The organism is Streptomyces coerulescens (assembly GCF_042657965.1).
GTDB classification, from domain to species: domain Bacteria; phylum Actinomycetota; class Actinomycetes; order Streptomycetales; family Streptomycetaceae; genus Streptomyces; species Streptomyces coerulescens.
The window spans coordinates 407,792-431,087 of the sequence record NZ_JBHSKM010000044.1 but is presented as its reverse complement, the minus strand read 5'-3'; the positions used below and the strand labels follow the sequence as shown (position 1 = coordinate 431,087).

Annotated in this window: 19 protein-coding genes and 2 pseudogenes; 12 read left to right on the top strand and 9 right to left on the bottom strand. The window is 68.5% G+C overall.

All coding sequences use genetic code 11. The annotated features are described in order from the left end of the window. Positions 1-194: 194 nt before the first annotated feature. Together ACFPQ9_RS39325 and ACFPQ9_RS39320 are read left to right on the top strand one after the other, a co-directional pair. Entirely contained in the window at positions 195-992 is a 798-nt protein-coding gene (locus tag ACFPQ9_RS39325) for an amidohydrolase family protein (RefSeq protein ID WP_465269609.1), read from the top strand. Positions 993-1,028: 36 nt separating this feature from the next. After that, positions 1,029-1,802 (top strand): SDR family NAD(P)-dependent oxidoreductase, encoded by a 774-nt coding sequence (locus ACFPQ9_RS39320; protein ID WP_380864154.1) that lies wholly within the window; start codon positions 1,029-1,031, stop codon positions 1,800-1,802. Positions 1,803-1,869: 67 nt separating this feature from the next. Here ACFPQ9_RS39320 and ACFPQ9_RS39315 read toward each other — a convergent pair whose 3' ends face one another. The 3 genes from ACFPQ9_RS39315 to ACFPQ9_RS39305 form a co-directional block, all read right to left on the bottom strand. Further along, complete coding sequence (locus tag ACFPQ9_RS39315) at positions 1,870-3,648, bottom strand: ATP-binding SpoIIE family protein phosphatase (protein WP_380864151.1); 1,779 nt, start codon at positions 3,646-3,648, stop codon at positions 1,870-1,872. Positions 3,649-4,139: 491 nt separating this feature from the next. Next, positions 4,140-5,012: a 3-hydroxybutyryl-CoA dehydrogenase gene (locus ACFPQ9_RS39310; RefSeq protein ID WP_380864148.1), complete on the bottom strand. Its 873-nt coding sequence runs from the start codon at positions 5,010-5,012 to the stop codon at positions 4,140-4,142. Positions 5,013-5,094: 82 nt separating this feature from the next. Further along, positions 5,095-5,982 carry a TrmB family transcriptional regulator gene (locus ACFPQ9_RS39305; RefSeq protein WP_380864146.1) on the bottom strand — a complete coding sequence of 296 codons (888 nt, stop codon included), beginning with the start codon at positions 5,980-5,982 and terminating at the stop codon, positions 5,095-5,097. A gap of 288 nt (positions 5,983-6,270) precedes the next feature. On the opposite strand from ACFPQ9_RS39305, the gene ACFPQ9_RS39300 reads away from it, so the two are divergent. The 6 genes from ACFPQ9_RS39300 (at position 6,271) to ACFPQ9_RS39275 (ending at position 11,946) form a co-directional block, all read left to right on the top strand. Further along, complete coding sequence (locus ACFPQ9_RS39300; RefSeq protein WP_380864144.1) at positions 6,271-7,239, top strand: ABC transporter substrate-binding protein; 969 nt, start codon at positions 6,271-6,273, stop codon at positions 7,237-7,239. A 16-nt stretch (positions 7,240-7,255) separates the two neighbouring features. After that, on the top strand, positions 7,256-8,032 hold the full coding sequence (locus ACFPQ9_RS39295) for an ABC transporter permease (protein ID WP_380864141.1): 777 nt from the start codon (positions 7,256-7,258) through the stop codon (positions 8,030-8,032). Between the two features lie 77 nt (positions 8,033-8,109). After that, the gene (locus ACFPQ9_RS39290) at positions 8,110-8,883 is read left to right on the top strand and encodes an ABC transporter permease (RefSeq protein ID WP_380864138.1); all 774 of its coding nucleotides are present in this window, start codon (positions 8,110-8,112) and stop codon (positions 8,881-8,883) included. Continuing rightward, positions 8,876-9,769, top strand: coding sequence for an ABC transporter ATP-binding protein (locus ACFPQ9_RS39285; RefSeq protein WP_380864136.1), 894 nt, complete (start codon positions 8,876-8,878; stop codon positions 9,767-9,769). The genes ACFPQ9_RS39290 and ACFPQ9_RS39285 overlap by 8 nt, the downstream gene beginning before the upstream one ends. Before the next feature lie 14 nt (positions 9,770-9,783). Then, positions 9,784-11,448, top strand: a complete 1,665-nt coding sequence (locus tag ACFPQ9_RS39280) for a (2,3-dihydroxybenzoyl)adenylate synthase (RefSeq protein ID WP_380864134.1) — start codon at positions 9,784-9,786, stop codon at positions 11,446-11,448. 57 nt (positions 11,449-11,505) lie between these two features. Continuing rightward, entirely contained in the window at positions 11,506-11,946 is a 441-nt protein-coding gene (locus ACFPQ9_RS39275) for a GNAT family N-acetyltransferase (RefSeq protein ID WP_380864132.1), read from the top strand. 79 nt (positions 11,947-12,025) lie between these two features. Here ACFPQ9_RS39275 and ACFPQ9_RS39270 read toward each other — a convergent pair whose 3' ends face one another. From ACFPQ9_RS39270 to ACFPQ9_RS39245, 5 genes are all read right to left on the bottom strand, one after another. Then, positions 12,026-13,741 carry a SpoIIE family protein phosphatase gene (locus tag ACFPQ9_RS39270; RefSeq protein ID WP_380864129.1) on the bottom strand — a complete coding sequence of 572 codons (1,716 nt, stop codon included), beginning with the start codon at positions 13,739-13,741 and terminating at the stop codon, positions 12,026-12,028. Positions 13,742-13,974: 233 nt separating this feature from the next. After that, positions 13,975-14,724, bottom strand: a complete 750-nt coding sequence (locus ACFPQ9_RS39265; protein ID WP_380864127.1) for a dienelactone hydrolase family protein — start codon at positions 14,722-14,724, stop codon at positions 13,975-13,977. Between the two features lie 221 nt (positions 14,725-14,945). Then, entirely contained in the window at positions 14,946-16,442 is a 1,497-nt protein-coding gene (locus ACFPQ9_RS39260) for an APC family permease (RefSeq protein ID WP_380864124.1), read from the bottom strand. Then, entirely contained in the window at positions 16,439-16,813 is a 375-nt protein-coding gene (locus ACFPQ9_RS44760) for a GMC oxidoreductase (RefSeq protein WP_465269608.1), read from the bottom strand. The genes ACFPQ9_RS39260 and ACFPQ9_RS44760 overlap by 4 nt, the downstream gene beginning before the upstream one ends. A 97-nt stretch (positions 16,814-16,910) precedes the next feature. Next, on the bottom strand, positions 16,911-18,377 hold the full coding sequence (locus ACFPQ9_RS39245) for an aldehyde dehydrogenase family protein (protein WP_380864121.1): 1,467 nt from the start codon (positions 18,375-18,377) through the stop codon (positions 16,911-16,913). Between the two features lie 348 nt (positions 18,378-18,725). Here ACFPQ9_RS39245 and ACFPQ9_RS39240 point away from each other — a divergent pair, with 348 nt between their 5' ends. The 4 genes and pseudogenes from ACFPQ9_RS39240 to ACFPQ9_RS44750 form a co-directional block, all read left to right on the top strand. Then, positions 18,726-19,178: a VOC family protein gene (locus ACFPQ9_RS39240; RefSeq protein ID WP_380864119.1), complete on the top strand. Its 453-nt coding sequence runs from the start codon at positions 18,726-18,728 to the stop codon at positions 19,176-19,178. Between the two features lie 66 nt (positions 19,179-19,244). Beyond that, positions 19,245-20,331: pseudogene (locus ACFPQ9_RS44755) on the top strand (IS630 family transposase). 276 nt (positions 20,332-20,607) lie between these two features. Continuing rightward, positions 20,608-22,770 carry a hypothetical protein gene (locus ACFPQ9_RS39225; protein WP_380864114.1) on the top strand — a complete coding sequence of 721 codons (2,163 nt, stop codon included), beginning with the start codon at positions 20,608-20,610 and terminating at the stop codon, positions 22,768-22,770. A gap of 70 nt (positions 22,771-22,840) precedes the next feature. Continuing rightward, positions 22,841-22,957, top strand: a pseudogene (locus ACFPQ9_RS44750) (IS630 family transposase); the annotation flags it as partial. Positions 22,958-23,071: 114 nt separating this feature from the next. On the opposite strand, the gene ACFPQ9_RS39220 reads toward ACFPQ9_RS44750, so the two are convergent. Next, positions 23,072-23,275, bottom strand: a complete 204-nt coding sequence (locus tag ACFPQ9_RS39220; RefSeq protein ID WP_380864112.1) for a hypothetical protein — start codon at positions 23,273-23,275, stop codon at positions 23,072-23,074. Between the last annotated feature and the right edge of the window lie 21 nt (positions 23,276-23,296).

Genomic DNA, 23,296 nt, shown 5'->3' with positions numbered 1-23,296 from the left:
GAGGACTCAACCCGGCCCACCTTCTCGGCGCGCTACTGTCATGGTAGCTTCCCACCTACCAGGGTAGGTAGCAAGCATGAGGATGCTGGATACCGACCTGACGTGCCGCCGGCCGTGAGTAGGACGGCCCTGACGTGTGAGAGTGAGAGATGCGTCGGATTGATCTGCATTGCTATCCCGGAACCCCTGAGTGGGTGGCCTCCCAGGGCCCGTTCGCGGAAGCACTGGCGAAGTACTGGAAGAAACCGTGGGTCGGACGGCCGGAGGACGACGTCGTCGCGGATCTGAGGGCCGCTGGCCTGCAAGCGCTCCTCGTGGCGTTCGACATCGAGTGTCTGACCGGTGCTCCTCCGATGAGCAACACGGCAGTGGCGGACATACGCGACCGCCACCCCGATGTCTTCCTCGGCGCCTGGGGTGCGGTCGACCCGTTGAAGGGAGACGCCGCCATCGAAGAGGCCGAACGCGCTGCGAAGGCGGATGGAGTGCTGGGCTTCCACTTCCATCCCATCATGGGACGCTTCCAGGTGGACGATCCGAAGTGGCGCCCCTTGTTCGCCTGCATTCGTGACCTGGGCCTGCCGGTCATGATCGACGTCGGCACGACAGGGATGGGCGCCGGTCTGCCCGGCGGACTGGGCTCGGTCATCAGCCATGCCCACCCCATGGCCGTGGACAGGCTCGCCGCACAGTTCCCCGACCTCACCGTCATCGCTTCCCACCCCGGATATCCCTGGGTGGACGAGATGACCGCTGTGGCCCTGCACAAGGGCAATGTGTTCTGGGAATTGTCCGGCTGGGCTCCGAAGTACTTCCCTCCCGCCCTGAAGGTGGACATCCGCGCCCGACTGCAAGACAAGATCATGTTCGGAACGGACCATCCCAGCATTCCGTTCGACCGGCTGTTGCGGGAGTGGGACGAACTCGGCTACTCCGACGACATCCTGCACAAGGTCTTCCATCAGAACGCGGAACGCCTACTCGGCCTCTGATCACCCCGTACATCCTTGAAATCCGAGGAGACTTCCTTGAGCGACACAACTGCTCCCAATGGACGGTCCGCGCTGGTCACCGGAGCCGCCGGCGGTATCGGCCGAGCCGTCGCACTACGGCTTGCACGAGCCGGCTACGACGTGACCATCAACTACAGCCGGTCCAAGGAGCGCGCTGAGGCGACACTGAAGGAAATGCAGCAGTACCCGGGGCATCACCAGGCCGTACGGGCCGACGTCAGCGACGACGCGGCCGTACGGGAACTGGCCCGCATCGCCGCGGACGCCTCCGGCTCCCTCGACATCCTCGTCAACAACGCGGGCACCACGAGCGAAACGCCGCCCGACGACCTGGACGGGATCGACCTCGCGGACTGGGACCGGGTCTTTGAGGTCAACGTCCGCGGTCTCGTCCAGGTCACCCGAGCCTGTGCCCCGGCCCTGCGGGCCGGCCGCGGGTCCGTGGTCAACGTGGCCAGCATCGTCGGCCTGCGCCCCGGCCCGCAGCCACTGGCCTACGCGGCCAGCAAGGCCGCGGTCGTCAGCCTCACCAAGACACTGTCACGGGTACTCGCTCCGCAGGTGCGGGTGAACGCGGTGGCGCCGGGCTGGATCGCGGGGGAGTGGATGGAGCGGACACTCGGCGACAACTACGACAAGCTCATGGAACGACGCGCGCGCATGACACCCTTGGCGCGCAACGTCACCCTCGAGGACGTTGCCGAGAGCGTCCACACCATGGCCACCGCGCACCCGTTCGTCACCGGTGAGGTGATTGTCATCGACGGCGGTTATACGGCCACCACCTGACGCACAGCCAAGAATGCCGGGGGTCAGATCGAGGGCTGACCTCCCGGCGCGTGCCATCCTGCTGAGCTCAACTCGAAGTCCTGGACATGCCACTGAGGTGGTGGGACGCCGTGGCGTCCGTCGCCATTTCGAACCAGACCGTCTTGCCTCTGCCACTTGGCGAGTTGCCCCACGCCTTGGCCAGGGCCTCCACGATCAACAGACCGCGTCCCCCTTCCGCACGGTCCTCGTCCCGGGGGATCGTGACGGGCACAGCCGGCTGTGGCGTACTGTCCCGGACTTCCACGCGGACGTGCGAAGGGTATCTGCGCAGCCGCACATCAACGTCGCTGTCTCCGTGGACCAGAGCGTTGGTGACGACCTCGGAGGCCAGCAGCACGGCCTCGTCGGAGAGTTCGGAAAGACCCCACTCACTCATGCAGTCGTGCAGGAACTGCCGGGCGCGGGACACGCCCTGCAGGTCGTGATGGGGGATCTCCATGTGGTGGATGAAACGCTGGGCCTCGGCCGACGGGCCCTCGTAGCGCAGCACGAGGAGTGCGGCGTCGTCGGTCCGGGGCGCTCGATCGCCCCAGGCGCCGATCAGCAGGTCCCCGAGCGTCTCAAGCTCTCCCTGCGAAGTGGCGACAGCCGTGTTGAACAGGTCGCAGTCCATGCCGTCGGAGACCTCGGCGAGCGGTCCGGTGAACATCGCGATCAAAGTGTCCGGTGTCAGCTCGGCTTCGGCGGAGCGGTATGCGGGGTCGGGGTGGACACCCAGAGGGGGCCCGGCGTCGGCGTGAGGTGTGACGAACGCGCCGTCCCCGGTGCGGATACAGGGGGGAGGATGACCGGCCAGCGCGACTTCGCAGATACCGGTGTCGAGGTCGAACGACATCACGCAGCAGGTCGCGAAGAGTCCCGTGGACAGGTCCACCAGCAGTTTGTTGGTGCGTGCGAGGATCGTGGTCGGGGTGTGCCCCTCGGTCGCGTAGGCACGGATGGCGCTGCGCAGTTCGCCCATGACGACGGCCGCCGCAGTGTTGTGGCCTTCGACGTCACCGACGACCGCCACGATTCCGCTGCCGGGCGCCTCGATGAGGTCGTACCAGTCACCACCGAGCTCCAGCGCTCCGGCTGCTGGTGCGTAGCGGCAGGTGCTGGCGAGGCCGGCCGTCTGGTGGAGGACTCGCGGAAGCAGGGTCTCCTGCAGTTTCTGGGCGAGTGCGCGACGGGCATCGGTGACCTGCGTTCGGTGGAACGTCTGTCCCAGAAGGGTGGCCAGTGAGGTCAGCGGAGATTGATCGACAGGCTCCCCGTGCGGCCACCTGTATCCGACGGAACAGGTACCGATGACCCGGTCGGCTGCGAGCAGCGGAAGAACCCACCAGGTTTCGTTCTGCCCGGGCGCGGCCGTCCCCGACAGCCGGGATGCGTCACGGCCGACGTCCACGGTGTGTACCACCTGTTCGCACCGGCTGACTGTGCCGGTCTCCGGCGACGGCCTGCTCAACGGTGCCCCGCTGAGTGCGCGCAGGTACTCGTCGGCGCATCCGGTGGCACCGACGAGCCGAAGACGTCCCGCCTCGATCAGGCTGATGGCGACCCCTGATGCCCGGAATCCGTGCACGAGCCGGTCCATGACGCGTTGGGCCGCGCGTTCCGTGGTCGTCTCGGACGACAGCTGCAGTGCCAGCTTGTGGAGGTGGTACGCGGTCACCGCTTCATCGGTGGATGTCCAGGGCAACGCGGCGGGTGACACGGTGTGTCCGGAGAACACGAAGGGGACGACCGGCGGGGTGAGCGGCACTGCTCCGACGGACAGGTCCTCGAGAATTTTGGCGATGCTGTGTGCGGCCTGAGCCATACGCTCCGTGACCGCGGGCAGAGACGAACCGTCCGTCCCAGGCGTCGCAATGGTCAACACGCCTCGCACGGCGTCGGCAACGATCAGCGGGATCGAGGTGATTGTGAAGGGAGCGGATGCCAGCACCGCCATCTGAGGCCGGCGTTTGAGCAGCTCCGCCGAATGCGTTCTGGTGATACGGCCCGTTTCGAACGCGCGCGCTGAGCCGTACGCGGTGTCATTGAGCGGGATACGCTCCAGGAGCGCCAGAGCTCCGAGGGGCGTCACGACGGCGACCGTGGCAGCCAGAGCGTTCGCTTCGGAGTCGGGCAGGTAGACGGAGCCGGCGGACGCCTGGACGTCACGCACACAGCGCATCGCCTCCGCCGCGATCTTCTGGTGGCCAGAAGTCGCCTGTGCGGTTGCACGCGACCTGCTTGGCCGTCGGTTGCCCGGCATGTCGCTCGCCTTTCGTGACCTGTCAACCATAGCGCCGGACGGTTGGCTGCACGTCAGTACCGGTGAAAGCCCCGCCCCGTCTTGCGTCCCAGGTGACCTGCGTCGACCATGCGCGCAAGCAGCGGGGGAGGGGCGTACAGAGGCTCCCGGAATTCCTCGTAGAGCGATTCGGCGATGGCGAGAGTCGTGTCGAGGCCGATGTGATCGGCCAGGGCGAGTGGCCCCATGGGGTGGGCGCAGCCGCGCACCATGCCGGCGTCGATGTCCTCGGCGCTCGCGTGTCCCGCCTCGTACATCCTGACCGCCGAGGTGATGTAGGGGATCAGCAGCGCGTTCACGACGAAGCCGGCCCGGTCCTTGGCCCGGATGACATGGCGGTCGAGCGGGCCGCTGGCAAAAGCGTGCGCGCGGAGGCTGGTGGCGTCGTCCGTGAGGACCGACGGGATGATCTCCACGAGCCTCAGCGTCGGTACCGGGTTGAAGAAGTGAAGTCCGATGACTCTCGCGGGGCGGGCGGTCACCGTGGCCAGACGCGCTATGGGTATGGAGGAGGTGTTGGAGGCGATGACGGCCTGAGGCCCGGGCATGACCTTGTCCAGTGCCGTGATGATCTCCCTCTTGGCCTCCTCCTTCTCCGGTGCCGCTTCGATGGCGAGATCGCAGTCGGCGAAGTCGGCCAGATCCGTCGTGAAGGACAGCGAGCCCAGGGCGGCCGCCTGGGCCTCGCTGTCCATCCTGCCGCGCTGCACCGCGCGACTCAGGGAGTCCTCGATCCTCGCGCGTCCGGCCCGTACGGCGTCCGGGCTGACCTCGAACACCCTGGTCTCCACTCCGGCCCGGGCGCAGACCTCGGCGATCCCGGAGCCCATGAGCCCGCAACCCACGACGCCCACTGTCTTGATGTCGGAGGTACTGCTCGTGGTCATGTCGGTCCTCCTGGACGTGCGGATCTCCGCGCGCCGAAGGCGACACGGCGGGTCAGTGGATGGGCTCCGAGCCGTTCCGCGGCTACGCGGACCTGGTCGAGCGGGTGCGCTTGGGCTTGGTGGTGCTGGGGGCGGCCTCTGTGCTTTCGCCGGCGTCCGGGGGCGTGAAGACCAGTTGCTCCAGGCCCGGACCGTAACGGTCCTCGAGTTCCTCCCCGAGGTCCGCGAAGATCTGCTGCACGTAGAGGTCGTGCCGGACGTATCCCTTCACGACCGCGGCGAGGAGCTGATCCTTCGCGTAGATGCCCTGCCAGTCGTGTCCGCCCGGTGCCAGCGCCCACAGCGCCTCGTCGGTGTCGGCGACCAGGGCGAGGTGTCGGGCCTGATGGTGGCGGTACACGATGCCGCTGGTGCTGGCGTGACGAACGAGCCGGCCGTTGCGCAGAGCGATCTCGCCGCGGCCGAAGAGAAGGACGTCGAGCCGGACGCCGCGGCTGTCCGCCGCTGTGACGGCAGGTGCGAGCGCGTCCAGTTGGTCGGAGTGGAGCGACAGGTAGACGTGCCGATTGGCCGCGTCGATGAGTGCGCAAGCCTTGGCCGCCGCGGCCGTGAAACTGCCCATGGAGTTCATCACGCGGAGGCCGTCGTCCGTGCCGTCCAGGCGGAGCCGGTGCAGACTCAGCCGCGCAACCGCCAGCCTTCGCCCGAAATCGCCCTCCAGCTGGGACATCAGGTGGTCGGGTTGGACGGCCACGTAGCGGGCCGGTTCGTCGTTGATGCGTACGACCACGTGCTTGTCCTCCAGGCGCCGAAGGGTCTCATAGACCTTCGGCTGAGGAATCTTCGTGCTGTTGGACAAGGCGTAACCGGTCATGGGCTGCTCGCCGAGCAGGCCCACGTAGGCCCGGGCTTCGTACTGGGTGAAGCCCAACTCGACCAGCCGCTCGATCACGTTCAGCCGTTCCGTCATTAACCCTCCCTAGGTCACCACCATTGTAGTGAGGGCATGCCGCCGGCCTCGCTTGGCTCAGCGGGGTTCACGCCACCAATCATACCTACCATCGTAGGTGGCTCATCAATCCGATGCCCAGGATTCGGGTCCCTCGACCGCTCGACGTATGGGCTCGCGCGACTTCTAGGGCCTCGGGACATTCTTCCTCGGCGACACCTTGACTGCCACCTGGGGAGACGGCTAGCTTTCGAACTAGTTACTACTCAAGTAGGTACTAATCGCGAAGACGCGACTGGAGGCTCTGGGATGCTGCTGAAACGCTCAGCCGGCTTCTTCCTCACTACTGGCCTGGTTCTTGCCGCATGCGCACCTGGGACCGGCGTCGGGGAGAAGGCCGGTAAGGACAGCTCCGGCAAGACGGCCGTCACCGTCGCCTCACTCAAGGTCTCCGCGACAGTTCCGGTGGAGATCGCGCAACGCAAGGGCTTCTTCGCCGACGAGGGTCTGGACGTGACCCTGAAGTACGTGGAGGCGGCCGCCGCGGTTCCCTCTGTGGTCGGCGGCGAGGCGGACTTCACCATTCTGAATGCGCCGGCCGTGCTCGCGGCCCGGAGCAACGGCGTCCCTGTTGTCGGAGTGAGCGTCCTCAGCACGGCGAACGAGGATCCGGCCGACTCTCCCCTGAGACTGCTCGCCACCACTCTCAAGGACCCCGAGGATCTCGAAGGGAAGAAGGTCGCGGTGGACACGCTCTTCCAGCTGCCCGATCTCACCCTTCGCACCGCCCTGCGCTCCAAGGGTGTGGATCCGTCCGAGGTCGAGTTCGTCGAGATCCCGTTTCCGCAGATGAAGGAGGCCCTCACGTCGGGGCAGGTGGTTGCGGCCGACATGACGGAACCCTTCGCCACGGGGGCGGAGCAGGACAAGAGGCTGCACACCCTGATCTCCAACGCCGAGGGGCAGACCACCGACTGGCCCCACACCGTCTCGCTCGGCTCGGAGGCCTTCGTCAAGGGCAACCCGGAGGTCGTCGCCGCGTTCCAGCGGGCCATGGATGCGGCCGTCGCCTACACCCGTGAGCACCCTGACGAGGCGCGCGCCATCGTGCCGACGTACACGGCCGTGCCGGCCGAGCTCGCCAAGGCGATCAACATGCCCACCTGGAAGTCCACCGTCACGCAAAAGGGCTGGCAGAACTGGGCCGACGTGCTACGGGAGGAAGGGGCGGTGAAGGGTGACGTCGACGTCTCTGGTGCCTACGTTCAGCAGAAGTAGCCGCGGCAGCAGCCCGATGCGACACCGCCTGGTCCATGTCGGCAAGGGCCTGACAGGGCTGCTGTTGCTGGTCGTGCTCTATGAGGCCGGCCGAGCCTCAGGTGTTTTCCCCGATGAAGCCATGCCGTCGACGATCGCCATCGTCACGTCGGCCTTCCAGGAAGTGTTCTCCGGCTCCCTGGGGACAGCGACCGGCGACACACTGCACGCCTGGGCCCTCGGCCTGCTGAGCGCCTGCGCGGTGGGCATCCCGGCCGGCATGGCGCTCGGGGCATCCCGGTGGGCCGACTCCCTCGCGAAGGTCACGGTCGAGTTCCTGCGGCCGGTGCCCGCGGTGGCGCTCGTGCCGGTCGCGGTGATCAGCTTCGGCCTCGAAATAGGCATGCAGGTGTTCCTGATCGGATTCGCCTGCCTCTGGCCGGTGCTGATCGGAACCCGGCATGGAGTGCGGGCCATCGACCCTCTCATGATCGACAGTGCCAGGATGCTCGGGCTGTCACGCAGAGAGATCGCCGTCCGCGTCTCTCTGCCCGCGACCGCGCCCGCCATCGCCACGGGTGTCCGCCTGGCCGCGAGTCTGGGAGTGGTCGTGGCCGTCGCCGCGGAGATCGTCACCGGGAGCCCCGGTCTCGGGCAATACCTCACGCAGGCTCAGCAGGGAGGTGACGACGCCGCTGCCTTCGCGGCCGTCCTGATCTCAGGAGTGCTGGGCCTGACCGTCAACGCCCTGTTCGTTGCCGGGGAGAACCGGCTCGCCGGATGGCAGCAGCAGAGCACGGAGGGGCGACGATGACGCCGAACACAACGCTTCGACCACCGCGGAAACCGGTGGCAGCAGGGCGGACGCCCGCCCGGCATCGTGGCCGTCGGGTGAGGGATCTGGCGCGCAGTGCAGCGAGCTTCACGGCCTTCCTGCTCCTGCTCGCCGGATGGCAACTCGCCGGCCGCAACGACACCACCGGGCTGCTGCCGCCCTTCAGCGACGTCGCGGCCGAAGTGGTCGCGATCCTCACCGACGAGCGCCTGACCAGCGATGTACTGCCCTCCGTACTGCGGGCACTGCTCGGCTTCGCCCTCGGATCGTTCATCGGGGTCACCGTGGGCATCGTGCTCGGATGGTGGCGGAGCCTGGACCCATGGCTGCGGCCGCCGTTGGAGTTCCTGCGGGCGGTGCCGCCGCCGGCCCTGGTCCCGATCGCGGTGGTGGCCTTCGGCGCGAGCGACACCCTGCGTGTCGTGGTCATCGCTCTGGGGGCCTGCTGGCCGGTCCTGCTGAACACGACCGACGGCCTACGCCGCGTCGAGGCCGGTTACATCGACAGCGCACGGGTGTACACCTCCGGACGCGCGACCGCCGTACTGAGGCGCGCCGCCCTTCCCGCGGCGCTGCCCCAGATCACCAGCGGACTGCGCATCGGGCTCGCCCTGTCGCTGATCCTCATGGTGATCAGCGAAATGATCGCCTCGTCCTCCGGTCTCGGCTACCTCATTCTGCAGAGTCAGCGGCTTTACGCCCTGACGCCCATGTACGCCGGCGTCCTGATTCTGGCCTTCACCGGTTGGCTGCTGACCCTGCTCTTCTCAGCTGCCGAACGGCGTGCGCTGGTGTGGTTCGAGGGAATGAAAGGACGCAATCATGCCTGAATCCGTCAAGGATGCGAACCCCGGGACCGGGGCCGTGACGGCCGGGCCGGCCGCGCTGTTGGAAGCACAGGGCATCGCCAGGAGCTTCCCGCACCGCAACGGGTCGGTCACGCCGGCCGTGGGAGACATCAACCTCTCCATCGCCAAAGGGGAGTTCGTAGCCATTGTGGGCCCCTCGGGATGCGGCAAGACCACCTTGCTGCGCTGTCTGTGCGGCCTCCTCAAGCCGGACAGCGGAAAGCTGAGGTACAACGGAGAGCCGGTCGACGGCGTTCCGGACGACGTCGCCGTCGTGTTCCAGGAGTACAACAGGAGTCTTTTCCCGTGGCTCTCCGTGCGACGCAATGTCGAGTTCGGGCTGACCGAGTTGCCCAAGCCGGAACGCCGCGCGCGGGCCGAGGAGGCCCTCCAGCGAGTGCACCTGGCCGATGTCCCGGAGCACTATCCCTGGCAGCTGTCCGGCGGAATGCAGCAACGGGTGGCGATAGCACGGGCCATAGCCACCAGTCCGAACCTGCTGCTGATGGACGAGCCTTTCGCCTCGGTAGACGCTCAGACGAGGATGAGGCTGGAGGCGATGACCGCCTCCATCAGCACGGAGCTCGGCCTGGCCACCCTTCTCATCACGCACGATATCGATGAGGCGGTTTTCCTGGCCGACCGTGTCATTGTCCTATCGCCTCGTCCGAGTCATGTGGTCGCCGAGGTGGTCGTCGATATTCCCCGGCCGCGTGATGCACTCGAAGTCAAGGCCATGCCACGATTCCAGGAGTACCGGCGTCTCATTCATGACGTGATCGTCAACACGGAATCCAGTACGTCCGCCACAGCAGATTCCCCGGTTCCCGCCCGGGCCTTGGGAACACAGCCGGAGAGGTCCGCCTGATGAAGCTCGACCATGTGACTCCTTTCCCCCCGGATTTCGCCGCCGCATACCGTGACAAGGGCTACTGGCGAGACCGGCCACTGATCGAAAGGTACGAAGAGGCATTCCGCGACTACGGGAACCGGACCGCGCTCGTCGACGACACGGAGTCGCTCACCTACGCCGAGCTGGCGCACCGATCCGAGAAGCTGGCCCGCGTGCTCGCCGATGAGGGAATCCGCCCGCGCGACCGGGTTGTGATGCAGTTGCCGAACACCATCGCGTTCGTCTCCCTCTACCTGGCGCTGCAGCACATCGGGGCCATTCCCATCATGGCTCTGCCCTCGCATCGCTACCGGGAGGTGGAACAGTTCGTGCGGCTGTCGGGAGCCGTCGCCCTCGCTTCCCCCGTCACCGCCAAGGACGCGGATTTCCGTGACATCTTCGCCCGGATCGCCGACCAGCAGCCGTCGCTGAACCTGCACATCATGCAGGGCAGCGAGGAGCAGACGGAGCAGGGCTCCGACGCCGGGCAGCGCCGCAGCCTGCGCGTCGAGGACCTGCTGGAGGCGGAGCCTGTGCGCTCGGCGGAAGACCTCGCGGCTCTGCGAGCGGAGATCGACCCCGAGGACCCGGCCGTGTTCCAGCTCTCCGGCGGCACCACCGGAATCCCCAAGCTGATCCCGCGCAGTCACAACGACTACGCCTTCAATTCGGAGCTGGCCGCGTCGGTCGTCGACATCCAGGAGGGCGACGTCCTGCTCGATGTGCTGCCCCTGGCGCACAATCTGCCGCTGGCCTGTCCCGGGCTCCAGGGCTTCTTGTTCAACGGTGCGACGGTCGCCCTGAGCAGGTCGACCCGCGCGGAGAACATCTTCCGGCGCATCGAATCCGACGGCGTCACCCACATGCATGTCGTACCGGCCCTGCTCATCAAGATGATCAACGACGAGCAGGCCGCCCGCTTCGATCTCTCGTCGGTCCGCGTCATCCAGAGCGGTGGGCAGCGTCTGCAACCCGAAACCCGGATTCGAGCCGAGAAGGTCTTCAGCCGAGCTCTCGTGCAGGAGAACTTCGGGATGGCGGAGGGCCTGCTGATGTTCGTCCGACTGGACGACCCGGCAGAGATCCGTCTCGAAACGGTCGGCCGGCCGGTGTGCCCCGACGACGAGGTACGCATCGTCGATGAGGACGGCCAGGACGTGCCGGACGGCGAGGTGGGCGAGCTGTGGACCCGCGGTCCGTACACACTGCGCGGCTACTACAACGCCGCCGAACACAACAAGACGGCGTTCTCGCCCGACGGCTTCTACATGTCGGGTGACCTCATGTGGAAGCACCCGTCGGGCAATTACGTCGTCGCCGGCCGGAAGAAGGACCTGATCAACCGCGGAGGGGAGAAGATCTCCGCCGAAGAGGTGGAGAACCTCATCCTCACGCACCCCGCGGTGCTGAACGTCGCCTGCGTGCCGGTCGAGGACGCCGTCCTCGGCGAGCGGATGTGCGCATGCGTCGTGCTGAGACCCGGAGCGACACTCGATCTGTCCGAACTCGTCTCGCACCTCACCCAGTTCGAACTCGCACGCCACAAGCTTCCCGAGTACGTCCAGGTGTACGACAGCTTCCCTCTCTCACCGGTCGGCAAGGTCTCGAAGAAGGACCTCGTCGAGGGCCTGCGGTCCACTCTGTCCCGCACCTGAGCGGAACAGGCCCGGTGACAGCCCGCTGCGGCAGGGCGCTCATGCCATGATCGCCCCATGCCGCTCGAGATAGTCCCCGCCGATGTCAACGACCTCCACCAGGTGCTGCAGGACCATGCACGCTACTGGGGCGAGCGGGACCTGCGTGCCCTCCATCAGCCCGTGCTGGTGCGGGAGTTTGGCGCCACCTGCGTCGTCGCCCGCGCCGAGGACGGCATCCGCGGCTACCTCCTCGGCTTCGTCACACCGGACCACACCGGATACGTCCACTTGATCGCCATCCGGGACGACAGCCGCGGCACGGGCCTCGGGCGCCGCCTGCACACGCACTTCGCCGAGGTGGCCCGCGGCCAAGGTGCGGTCCGCCTCAAGGCGATCACTTCGGTCACCAACGAGGGGTCGATCGCCTTCCACCGGACGCTCGGCTTCGACGCCCGCGTGGTGGAGGACTACGACGGTCCCGGCCGGCCGATGGTCGTCTTCACCAGGCCCCTGTGACGGCCTCGGGTCGGGGAGGCAAGGTGCGGCAGCGTCGGATCCAGGACTGCTGACTGCGCGCGGCCTCACGCCAGCAGGGTCACGCGGGTGCGCGCAGGGCGAGAAGGGCCACGTCGTCGTCGTTGTCGGTGGGGCGGACGCGGCGCACGATCTGGTCGGCGAAGGCCGTGAGGGGGCGGTGTACGAGGGCCGCCGAGTGGCGGCGCAGACGGTTCAGGCCCACGTCGATGACGACGCCGGGATCCTCGACGAGGCCATCGGTGTACAGCACCAGGGTGGACCCGGGCCGCAGCACCACTTCGGCGTCCGGTCGCGAGGTGCGCAGCCCCGTGCCCAGGGCGACACCGTGGCCGGCGTCGAGATAGCGGGCCACGCCGTCCCGGCCGATCAACAGCGGCGGAGGATGGCCCGCGTTGGTCCAGGACAGCTGCCAGTGGCCATCGCCCAACACCTCGATCCGGGCGAAGATCATGGTAGCCATGCTCACGTCGGTGATGTGCTCCAGCGCCTCGTCGAGCCGTTCCACGATCCGGCTCGGGGGTTCGTGCTGCGCCCAGGCGTAGGCGCGCAGCATGTTGCGCACCTGCGCCATGCCGGCCGCCGCCTCCAGGTCGTGGCCGACGACGTCGCCGATGGCCAGGGCGGTGGCTCCGTCGGACAGCGGGAAGGCGTCGTACCAGTCACCGCCCACCTGCGAGGCGTCGGGCGCGGGCAGGTAGCGGGCTGTCATCTGCAGGCCCGGGACGCCCGGCATCTGCGGCAGCAGATGGTTCTGCATGGTCTCGGCGACCTTGCGCTGGCGCTGGTACAGGCGGGCGTTGTCCAGGGCGAGACCGGCGCGGCGCGCGATGTCCTCGACCAGCGGAAGATCGGCGATGGTGAAGGCCACCGGTGCTTCGGCGCGGCCCAGGGTCAGGGCGCCCAGTACCTCGCGCGTGCCGTGGATGGGTGCGATGGCCGCCGAGTGCATCCCCGTCCTGTCGAACAGGCGGCGCTGCTCGACCGCGATGCCGGAGTCCGGCACCTGGTGGTACGTCTCGGGCCCGGTCACCGTGGAGGCCACTCCGCGCAGGGCGCGCGACAGGGGCATCAGGGACTCTTCCAGCACCGGCGGCATCGGCCCCTGGAGGTCCTCGTGGTGTGTGAGCTTGTCGCCGTCCGCGTGGACGACGACAGCGCGCCACACCTCGTCGCGTTCGGTGAGCAGATCGACGATCACCCAGTCCGCGAGCCGGGGCACCACGAGGTCGGTCAGCCGTCGCATCGCCTCGTCGGTGTCGAGCGTGGAGGTCAGCTGCGCGGTGGCTTCCGCCAACAGGGCCAGCCGTTGCAACTCGGGCAGGCCGGAGTCCGGTGATGCCGGTGGAGAGTTCGTCTCCTGCCCGTTCTCCCGAGTGTGGAAGACGACCAGGGTGCAGGCTTGGTCGTCGCCGATGTCGTACGGCGTGATCAGCCAGGAGATGGGCCGCACGGTGCCGTCGGCCAGCGCGAAGTAGTCCTCGTCGGCCTGGGCGGGGCGGCCGGCGTGGAAGGCCTGCCGCATGGCGCACTGGCTCCGCGGCAACGGCTGGCCGTGCGGGCCTCGGTGCAGCAGGTCGTGCGCGTCATAGCCGATGAGGTCGTCGGAGGACCGGCCCAGCAGGTCCTCGGCGCCGGAGTTCACCGCGATGATGCATCCCCGCTCGTCCACGACGTAGGCTCCGGCGCCTATGGCGTCCAGCGCCCGGGACAGCGCGGCGGAAGCGACCGGAACGGTCTCTCTTCGAACGGCTCCCGCGTCCTGCGACCCATCCACCTCTTGCCTCCCAGCTGATCGGTCCGGCGCCCACCCGCCCGCAGGCGCGCCCCTGCCTACGGCGCCCCATGTCACCGTCCCCTCCCGTGTGCCCCCGAACGGCCAAAGTCCACCTGACACCGGCACGGGCCGGGCGGCGTCCCCTCCCACTGGACGCCGCCGGACCCTTCGGTGTCGGTGTTGTCACTCTTGGCTTCGTCGACTTCCTCGGAGACCGGCCCGGCGGCCCGGCGTCACTTCAGGTGCCGGGCGAAGAACTGGGCCGCGGCGTCCCCCGCGTAACTCGGGACGCCGGTGTGGCCGCCCATATTGGCGTGCAGGGACTTCTCCTTGGAGCCGAAGGCGTCGAACAGGTCCAGGGCCGCCTGCCGGTCGTTCCCTTCGTCGTCCCACTGCAGCAGGACGTGCAGCGGAGTGGTGACCTGGCGGGCCTCTTCGAACATGGTGCGAGGCACGAAACTCCCGGCGAAGAGGACGGCGGCCACGATGCGCGGCTCGACCGCCGCAAGGCGAACGCCGATGGAGATCACCCCGCCCGAGTACCCGACCGGGCCGCCGATCTCGGGCAGTGACAGAAGGGCGTCAAGGGCGGCCCGCCATTCCGGGACCGCCTTGTCGACGAGAGGGAGGACGAGGGCGTCGATGATCTCGTCGCTGACCGGCTCGCCGGCTTCCTTGGCCCGGCGCAGGTCGGCGCGTGCCTGTTCGGCGCGGGCCTGCTCGGCGGCGGCCCAACGGGGCCGGTCACCGCTGCCGGGGAGCTCGATGGTGGCCGAGGCGAAACCATCCGCCGCGGCGTGCCGGGCCCGCGCCACCAGCCGGGGGTACATCTTCTGCAGGCCGAGCGGGGGGTGGCCGAGCAGGATCAGCGGCGCCGGCGCGGACCCGGGCGTCCACAGGATGCCGGGGACCTCACCGAGGGTGAATTCGCGTTCGAGGACGCCGTCGTCGAGGCGCTGCTCGGAAGTGAAGTGAAGGGACATGGTCGTACCTTTCGGGAATGCGCTGTGAACGGCGCTCCCGGACGACCTACTGCCCGACCGTGACCCTGGAGGAGAGCACCCATGTCGATACGTTCACGGGTACCACCTCCTCTTTCTCTCGCACGGCCTCCGCGAAAGTAGCAGCGGCCGCCGTGGTCCGCCACCTGCTTTTTGCGCGGGCTCCGTGGCCGGACGCCAAGGAGACGGAACACCGCGCGGAGCTACTTGGGTGAGCCGGCGGACGGTGCTCGCTCATCCGGTACGGCGTCACCGGCCGGGGCGTCCCCGCGGCCGTAGTGATGGGTGGTGAACATGTAGAGCAGGCCGGAGGCCACGACGACCGCGCCGCACAGCAGGACGATCCAGTTCTCCCACCAGGGCTTCTCCGGGGTGCGGGCCCAGGAGATGTTGATGATGGCGAGGATGCCGTAGACGAGAGCCGCGACGTTCACGGCGAGGCCCCAGCGGCCCAGGGTGAACTCTCCTGCCGGGTGCCAGCCCTTGAGGCGGGCGCGCAGTGCGGCCAGGACGACCATCTGGAACGAGCCGTAGATGCCGAGGATCGCGAAGGAGACGATGTTGGTGAGGGCGTCCTCGGAGAGCAGTGAGGCGAAGGCGATGAGGAGGGGCACCGCCGCGGACACGAACAGGGCGTAGCCGGGTACCGCGCGTGCGTGCGAGAAGCGTCGCAGCAGCTGGTGGCCGACGATCATCTCGTCACGGGCGTAGGAGTAGATGAGTCGCCCGGCGGCGGCCTGGAGGCTGATGGTGCAGGACAGGAAGGAGATCAGTACCACGGCCATCACCAGCCGGGCCCCGGTCTCGCCCATGGCGTCGAACAGCACGTCCACCACCGGGTCGGCCTGTTCGCCGGAGATGATCGCGTTGAAGTCCGTGACCGACAGCAACAGCGACATGCAGGTGAACGTGGCCGCGGCGCCGCCGATGTAGATGGTCCGGCGCATCGCGCGGGGGATGACCCGGCCGGGATGGGCGACCTCCTCGGCGGTGTCGCCGCACGCCTCGAAGCCGTAGTACTGGTAGAGGCCGATGATGGCGGCCGCCAGGAACGCCGGGAGGTAGGAGCCGTTCTGCTCGGTGCCGTAGGTGTCGAAGATGACGCCGAGGCCGTGGTGGCGGTGAGTGGTCAGCAGGTAGATCCCGACGACGAGGGCGCCGATGAGCTCGCCGGCGAATCCGATGACGGCCGCCCCCGACAGCGCCTTGGTGCCCATGTAGTTGATGAGGATGGCGACGACGATGAGCACGGCGGTGCACAGCACGGTGGTGTGCACGGTGGCATCGAAGCCGAAGAGGATGGCGATGTAGGGGCCGGCACCGTACGCGACGGATGTGATGGTCACCAGCAGGGCCCACATGTACACCCAGCCGGTCATCCACGCCCAGCGCTTGCCCCACAGCCGCCGGGCCCAGGGGTAGACGCCGCCCGCGATGGGGTATTGGGCGACGATCTCGCCGAAGATCAGCGCGACGAGGAACTGCCCGCAGCCGGCGATCAGGAACGCCCAGACCATCGGCGGTCCACCCTCGACGATCGCGGTGCCGAAGAGGGTGTACGTGCTCACCACGGGGGAGAGGTAGGTGAAGCCCAGGGCGAAGTTGGCCCAGGGGCCCATGTCCTTGCGGAACTCCGAGCCGGGCTCCGCGCCCGGGACGCCGGACGCGGGTGCGGGTACGGGGGGTTGGGTGCCGGTCATGGCCGCGCCTCCGGTCCGGCGGTGATCAGGTCTGCTGCGCGTTCGGCGGCGAGCGGGACGGTCACCATGGGGTTGATGGTGGGCATCGCCGGGGACACCGACGCTTCGACGATCCGTACGCCCTCGACGATCCGTCCGCCCTCACCGCCGCGCACTCTCAACTCCGGGTCGCAGAAGGCCATCGGGTCGTCCGGGGCGCCCATGCGGCGCAGGACGCGTTCGTCGCCTACGTCGCTGGGGCCGCCCTCGATGTCGCGGACGCGGCGGTGGGGGTCCTCGCTCGGGCGGGCGGCGAGCACACAGCCGGCGGTGCCGCCGCCGATGACGTAGTCGTGGGCGGACTCGGCGCCGTCCGCGGTAGTGGGTGCCATGCGGTGTCCTTCTTCGTCGCCGTTGCGCAGAGGGGCGCACGGCCGGTCTGTGGTGGTCGTCGCGCCGCTGTGCACGGGCGCTGAGCAGCCGGGAGGGTCAGCCCTTGAACCAGCCGGAGCGAGCGGGGGCGAGGTTCTGGTAGATGTGCTTCGCCTCCTGGTACTCGCGAAACCCCGTGGGGCCCAGTTCCCGTCCGACACCTGAGCGGCCGAATCCGCCCCACTCGGCCTGGGGCACATAGGGATGGAAGTCATTGATCCACACGGTGCCGTGGCGCAGCCGCTGTGCGACGCGCTGGGCGCGGCTCGCGTCGGAGGTCCACACGCCGCCGGCCAGGCCGTAGCGGGTGTCGTTGGCCAGCTCCACCGCCTCGTCCTCGGTGCGGAAGCGCTCCACGGTGACCACCGGCCCGAAGACCTCCTCCTGGACGATGCGCATGGACCGGTCGCAGTCCGCGAAGATCGTCGGCAGCAGGAAGAAGCCCCGGCTCAGGGCGGGATCGTCGGGGCGGGTCCCGCCGGTGACGAGCCGAGCGCCCTCCTCCCGTCCTACGGCGATGTAGCTCTCGACCTTCTGGCGATGCTCGGCGGAACTCAGCGGGCCGCTCTCGGTGCTGTCTTCCAGGCCGTTGCCCAGCCGGATCGACCGCGCGCGCTCGGCGTAGGCCTCGACGAACCGGTCGTGCAACGAGTCCTCGACCATGAGCCGCGAACCGGCCGAGCAGACCTGCCCGGAGTGCAGAAAGGCGGCGTCCAGTGCGTAGTCCACGGCGGCGTCGAAGTCGGCGTCCGCGAACACGATGTTCGGATTCTTGCCGCCCAGCTCCAGTGCGATGTTCCTCGGCCCCTGGGCGGCGCCGGCCATGATGGACCGCCCGGTCGACAGGCCGCCGGTGAAGGACACCAGGTCGACGTCGGGGTGGCTGGTGAGGGCGGCCCCGACGGTGGCCCCGGAGCCGAGCACCAGGTTGGCGACGCCGGGCGGTGCGCCGGCCTCCTCGATGAGCCGCACCATGGCGATCGTGGTGAGCGGAGTGATCTCGCTCGGCTTCAGGACGAAGGTGTTGCCGGCGGCCAGGGCAGGAGCCACCTTCCAGGACGCCTGGAGCAGCGGGTAGTTCCAGGGCGCGATGAGCGCGCACACCCCGACCGGCTGGTAGACGATACGGCTGAGGACATCCGGGCCCACGTCCACGACCCTGCCGCCGTCCTTGCCCGTGAGTTCGGCGAAGTAGCGGAAGGCGTTCGCCACGTCCTCCACATCGATCCGGCCCTCGGTCAGCGTCTTGCCGGTGTCGAGTGTCTCCGTACGGGCGATGTCCTCCTTGTCCCGCAGCAACAGGTCGCGGACGCGCAGCAGCAGGTCGGCCCGGTCCCGCGAGGGGGCGTTCGCCCAGTCGCCCTTGTCGAAGGCACGCCGGGCGGCGCGCACGGCGCGGTCCACGTCGGTGGCGTCGGCCTCGTCGACCGTGGTGACGACGGAGGCGTCGTAGGGGTTGACCACCTCTCTCCGCGCACCGGCCGCAGCCTGTGTCCACTCACCGTCGATGTACAGCTCACCCACCGCGGGCCTCCTTTGCGTCCGGCCGTACCGATCGATCGGTTCGACGTTCAGCAACATGGCCCATCGGACGGGCGCGGGGCGGCGGGACGCACCGCCGGGATCGCGTCCGGGTGGTCTGGAGGACTCGGGTGGGCTAGTGGTGGCGGCTTGAGGCTGACCAGGTGATCGGCCAGGGCCGCCACGTCCTGCCCCGCACCGCCCTGCCCAGCGCCGCCGGCGCGGGCACGAGGCTGCGGGGTGTCGGATGGCAGGTGTGCGGGTGCTTCCCTTCCGGGCCGTGTTGATCCGTGCGCTCGGACGCCGGTCCGCCACCATGACGGGAAGATCCAATTCATCTGGAGGTCTCACGTGCAGCGTGACGGTTTTCCGGCCCCGGATTCAGGGCTCTTGCTCACTCATTTTCTGACGGTGGCCGATGTGGCCCGTTCTCGCGCCTTTTACAGCGACGTTCTCGGCGGCGAGGTGATTCTCGAGGAGAATCCCTGCACCATCAGGCTCGCCAACGGATGGATCATCATGAACCCGGGCGGCGGCCCCACCCCGGACAAGCCGGATGTCACGCTGCGCCCGCCCACCGACCCGAGCACGGTCAGCAGCTTCCTCAACCTCCGTGCCGCAGACATCGAGGCGACTCACCGAGAGTGGAGCGCGAAGGGCGCCGAATTCCTGACGCCGCCGATCGACCGCGGGGCCGAGTTGCGGTGCTATTTGCGTGACCCGGACGGCTATCTCATCGAGGTGGGGCAGGCCACGGGCATGCTGCACGGCGTGTACGCCGATCCGCCTGCCGGCACGAGCTAGAGATCTTTCACGGCTGGGGTTACGTCGGGTCGTGACGGTGGTCGTGGGCCGCGCTATGCCGGAGGGATGAGGTATCCCGATGGCGGTGGGCTGACGGCCGAGGAGCGGGATCGGCGTGAGCAAGTCCGGTTCGCGGCGGCTGACTTGATCGAGGCGGGGGGCCAGTGACCGGGAGGTGGCCCGGCGGTTCCGGGTGACCCGGATGTCGGCGAACCGCTGGCGCCGGGCCTTGGCCTCGGGTGGCCGCCAGGCGCTGGCCTCCAAGGGTCCCGGTGGCGCCCGCTGCAAGCTCGATGCCGGTCAACTGCGCTTGCTGGAGGCGGTGTTGGAGGCCGGTCCGGCCGCGTGGGGCTGGAGTGACCAGTGCTGGACGTTGGCCCGCATCGGCGAGGTCGTGCGCCGCTGGTTCGGGGCCGAGTACACCCTGGCCGGGCTGGACCTGCCGCTGCACCGCATTGGCTGGAGCGTACAGGTCCCGGGCCGGAAGGCCGCCGAGCGGGACGAGTCGAAGATCGCCGTCTGGAAGGACGAGCGGTGGTCCGTCATAAAAAGAGGGCGGCGGACTTGGGCGCCTGGGTCAACTTCGAGGACGAGGCAGGTCAGGGCTTGAGGCCGCCCAAGGGCCGCACCTGGGGCCGCCGAGGCCGCACCCCGGGTCGTGAAGGGTCACCGCCGCAGGCACCAAACGTGTCTCGATGGCGGCGCTGATCTGCACCAAGGCCGGTCACTGACCACGGCTGATCTACCGCATCCACCTCGACCGTGGTCCCGCCAAGGGTCGTCGCAAGGGCTTCATCGAGACCGACTACGCCCGCCTGCTGGATGCCGCGCACCAGCAGCTCGGCGGCCCCATCGTTCTGGTCCGGGACAACTTGAACACGCACGTCAGCCGCACCATGCACGAGCTGATCGCCGCCCGATCATGGCTGACCGTCTACCAGCTACCGCCGTACGCTCCCGAGCTCAACCCCGTCGAGGGTGTGTGGTCGCACCTGAAGAGGTCGCCGGCCAACCTCACCAAACACAGCCTCGACCAGCTCACCGCGCTGGTGGAGACGCGGCTGAAACGGATGCGGTGCCGCCCCGCCTCATCGAGGGTCTCATCGCCAAGACCGGGCTCGACCTCCAACCGCCGCAACCTCGCCGTGCGTGATCTCTCATAGCTTGCTCAGTAGGTGTCTCTGGCCGATTCCGGCGGGATGAACGCTGGACGGCTCACGCAAGTACGGCACGTGGCGGCCGAGTGTCTACTTCGCATGGACCTGGGTCAGTTCGGATCTTTCCGCCAGGAGGACGCAACCTGTTCCCCGTGCCGTGGGTCGGACCGGTCGGACGGCCGGTCGACGGCATTCAAGTGCTCAGGGGGCGCGTGGTGCGTGCAGGGCGAGGAAGTGGACGAAGGGGCAGGGCGGGACTCGCCGTCGGCGCGGTGGCGCTGGCGGTAGGAGCCGGGCTGCTGACCTGGACGCCGGCCTCGGCGGCCGTGACGGACGGCGAGGAGATGCCGTCCGTCACGCTTCGGGCGGCACCCGTGGCAAAAATGCCGGCGCACCTGAAAGCCGTGGACAGCTCCGGCTATCTGTCGTCGCCATCGCCTGCCGCCCCGTCGAGCCTAACGACGTGGGTCGGTCACGACGGCTCGACCGTCGAGGGCCTGCCCAATCCGGTGGCTGTCAGCGGCGGTTTCGGGCTCGAACGGGTCCGGGAGACGAACACCTACCGGATCCGTCACTACGCGACCGGCGAGGTCGTACGCGTGGAGCTGCCCGCGACCGACACGGCCACCGAGGTGTTCGCCGAGAACCGTCTGCTGACCCAGCGCGTGGTCGACGGCGAGCGAACCCTGCACCTGCTCGAAGTCCCCGAGGGCGGCGGGCAGCCGACGGATCGTCAAGTGTCCGGAGTCGAGGACGACCTCGACCGTGCTGTGGCCGACGACGACGGCGTCTTCGTCCACGGTGCGGCTTCGGACGACCGCGGCGGAGTGCTCTCTTACGAGCCGGTAGGCGGCGCCGTATGGCAGTTCGATACCCGGCGCACTGCGCTGCTGGACTTCGAGACAGCCCGTCTGGCCTATGTGAACGGCTACGACGGGCTGTCCGTCCAGAACCTCGGCAGCGACAAGGTCCTCTTCCAAACCACTGAAGAGGACCACGAGGCTTCCAAGAACGAGATCAAGAAACTGCATATGTACCTCGTCGACCGCGATCATCCGAACAAACCCGGAACCCGCATCGACGCAATCCCCGGACACGAGAACGCGTACCACGGCCAATTTGACGTGGGCGCGACGCGGACGCTCGGCGACTGGCTGGTCTACGTCGAACTCGCCGAAGGCACGGTCCACGCCGCACCCCTCGTGGGCGGAACGGTCCGAACGCTGCTGCCCAGCTCCACCCGCCATTTCGTGAGCGCCCGGGACGGCAGCCTGTACGTCGAGGGTGGCAGCGACAAAGAGCACTGGGCGGTGCAGCGCATCACGCTCGCCGACGACGGCACTCCGGTCGCCATGCCGGTCGGGCCACTGCCTGCGGTCACGGAGTGGGAGGTCGGCGGCATGGCACTCGACCACGGGCGGCTGCTGTTCGCCACGGAGAACGCGGCCGAACCGGGCGAGGGCAACACCTTCCTCACCGCGTCCAAGCTCTCCCTTGCGGCGGACGGGACGTTGACCGCCGGACCGCCCGAGGCGCTGGGCGACCTGGGGTACGACGTGCCGGACCAAGAGCCCTACATCGACGCCATGAGCGCGGGTTGGCATCAGCCGTGCTACGAGGACTGTCTGCGTCTCACCGCCACGGGTGAGTCCTCCGTCGCCCACAGCGTGTGCGGGGTCGGGCACGTCGTCGCGGCCGCCGGTCCCTACCGGGTGGTCCGCCCGTCGGACCAGAAGATCTGCCCCGTAGGAACCGGCAACCAGGAGGTGCGGGACGGGAACAAGGTACTGAGCAGCGGTCCCCGGCAGCCCGCGGCCCTGTGGGACAGCACCCTGTGGACGCCGGGCAGCAAACGCGGCACAGTCTCCGCGGTCTCCCTGCCGTCCCTCAAAGAAGCGGGCACGGAGTCCGTCGGCGCCCCCTGCGTTCCCGGGGAGCTGCAGGTGGTGGGCCGCTGGATCTACTGGTCCTGCGGGCCCGGCGGTGACGCGGGCGTGTACGACCGGGTCACGGGGCGGCTGATCGAGGTACCGTCCGGATACGCGCAGCTGGCCGACGGCTACCTGGTCAGCCAGGCGACCGCGGCCCGCAAGCTGCTGATCACCTACTTCCCGGACGCGGTGCCCGCCGACCGTGTCGGCACGATCGAGCTGGGTCCGCTGCCTTCACCGGCCCACACCCCGCAGGACCGGCGCGGCCTGTTCTGGGCGGTGGACCGCTTCGCCGGCGCGCTGGCCTACCTCGACGCCTCGGGCGACGTGGTCGTGAAGTGGCCCCAGGTCCGCGCCTCCCCGTTCACCGAACCCGGCCCTGATACCCCGTTCGCGGGCACGCTTTTTTCGGGCGCCCTGATCGTGGTGGTGCTGGCCTGCGCGATCGCTCTCCATACCGCAGGCCGGAAGCCGTGGTCGCGATTCCGGCGGCCATCCGCATGAGCCGAGCCCAAGGGGATTCCTCTGAACGGCAGCGGATCCCGGAACGCCGCACGCGGGCTTTCAACCAGCCACCGAACACAGCCTCGACCAACTCACCGGGTTGGTGCGGACACGGCTGAAACGGATGCAGGAACGCCTCCGCCTCATCGGGAGCCTCATCGGCAAGACCGGGATCAACCTCCAACCGCAGAACCCTCAGCTTTTAAAGATCTCTAGAGGTTCGGCCGCGTACAGGGGTCGGCCCAACTCCCGGTCCCATCACGGGCGCTCCCGCCGCCCTGTCGGCCTGCCGCCCTGGACGTCAGGAGCCGCAGTCTCGGCCGGTATCGCACTGCCAGCCGGAGAAGCCGCCCTCGCCGGGATGGTCGATGGCGTGGTCGAAGTGGAGGAACCCCCACGCCACCCAGGCGATGAAGGCGACGCAGAGGGCGAGTCCGGTCCACAGGGCCAGCTTCTTGAGTCCGGTCCACAGGGCCAGCTTCTTCAGAAGGCAGCCGGGGCTCACGTCGTCCCGGCCAGCGCTCTC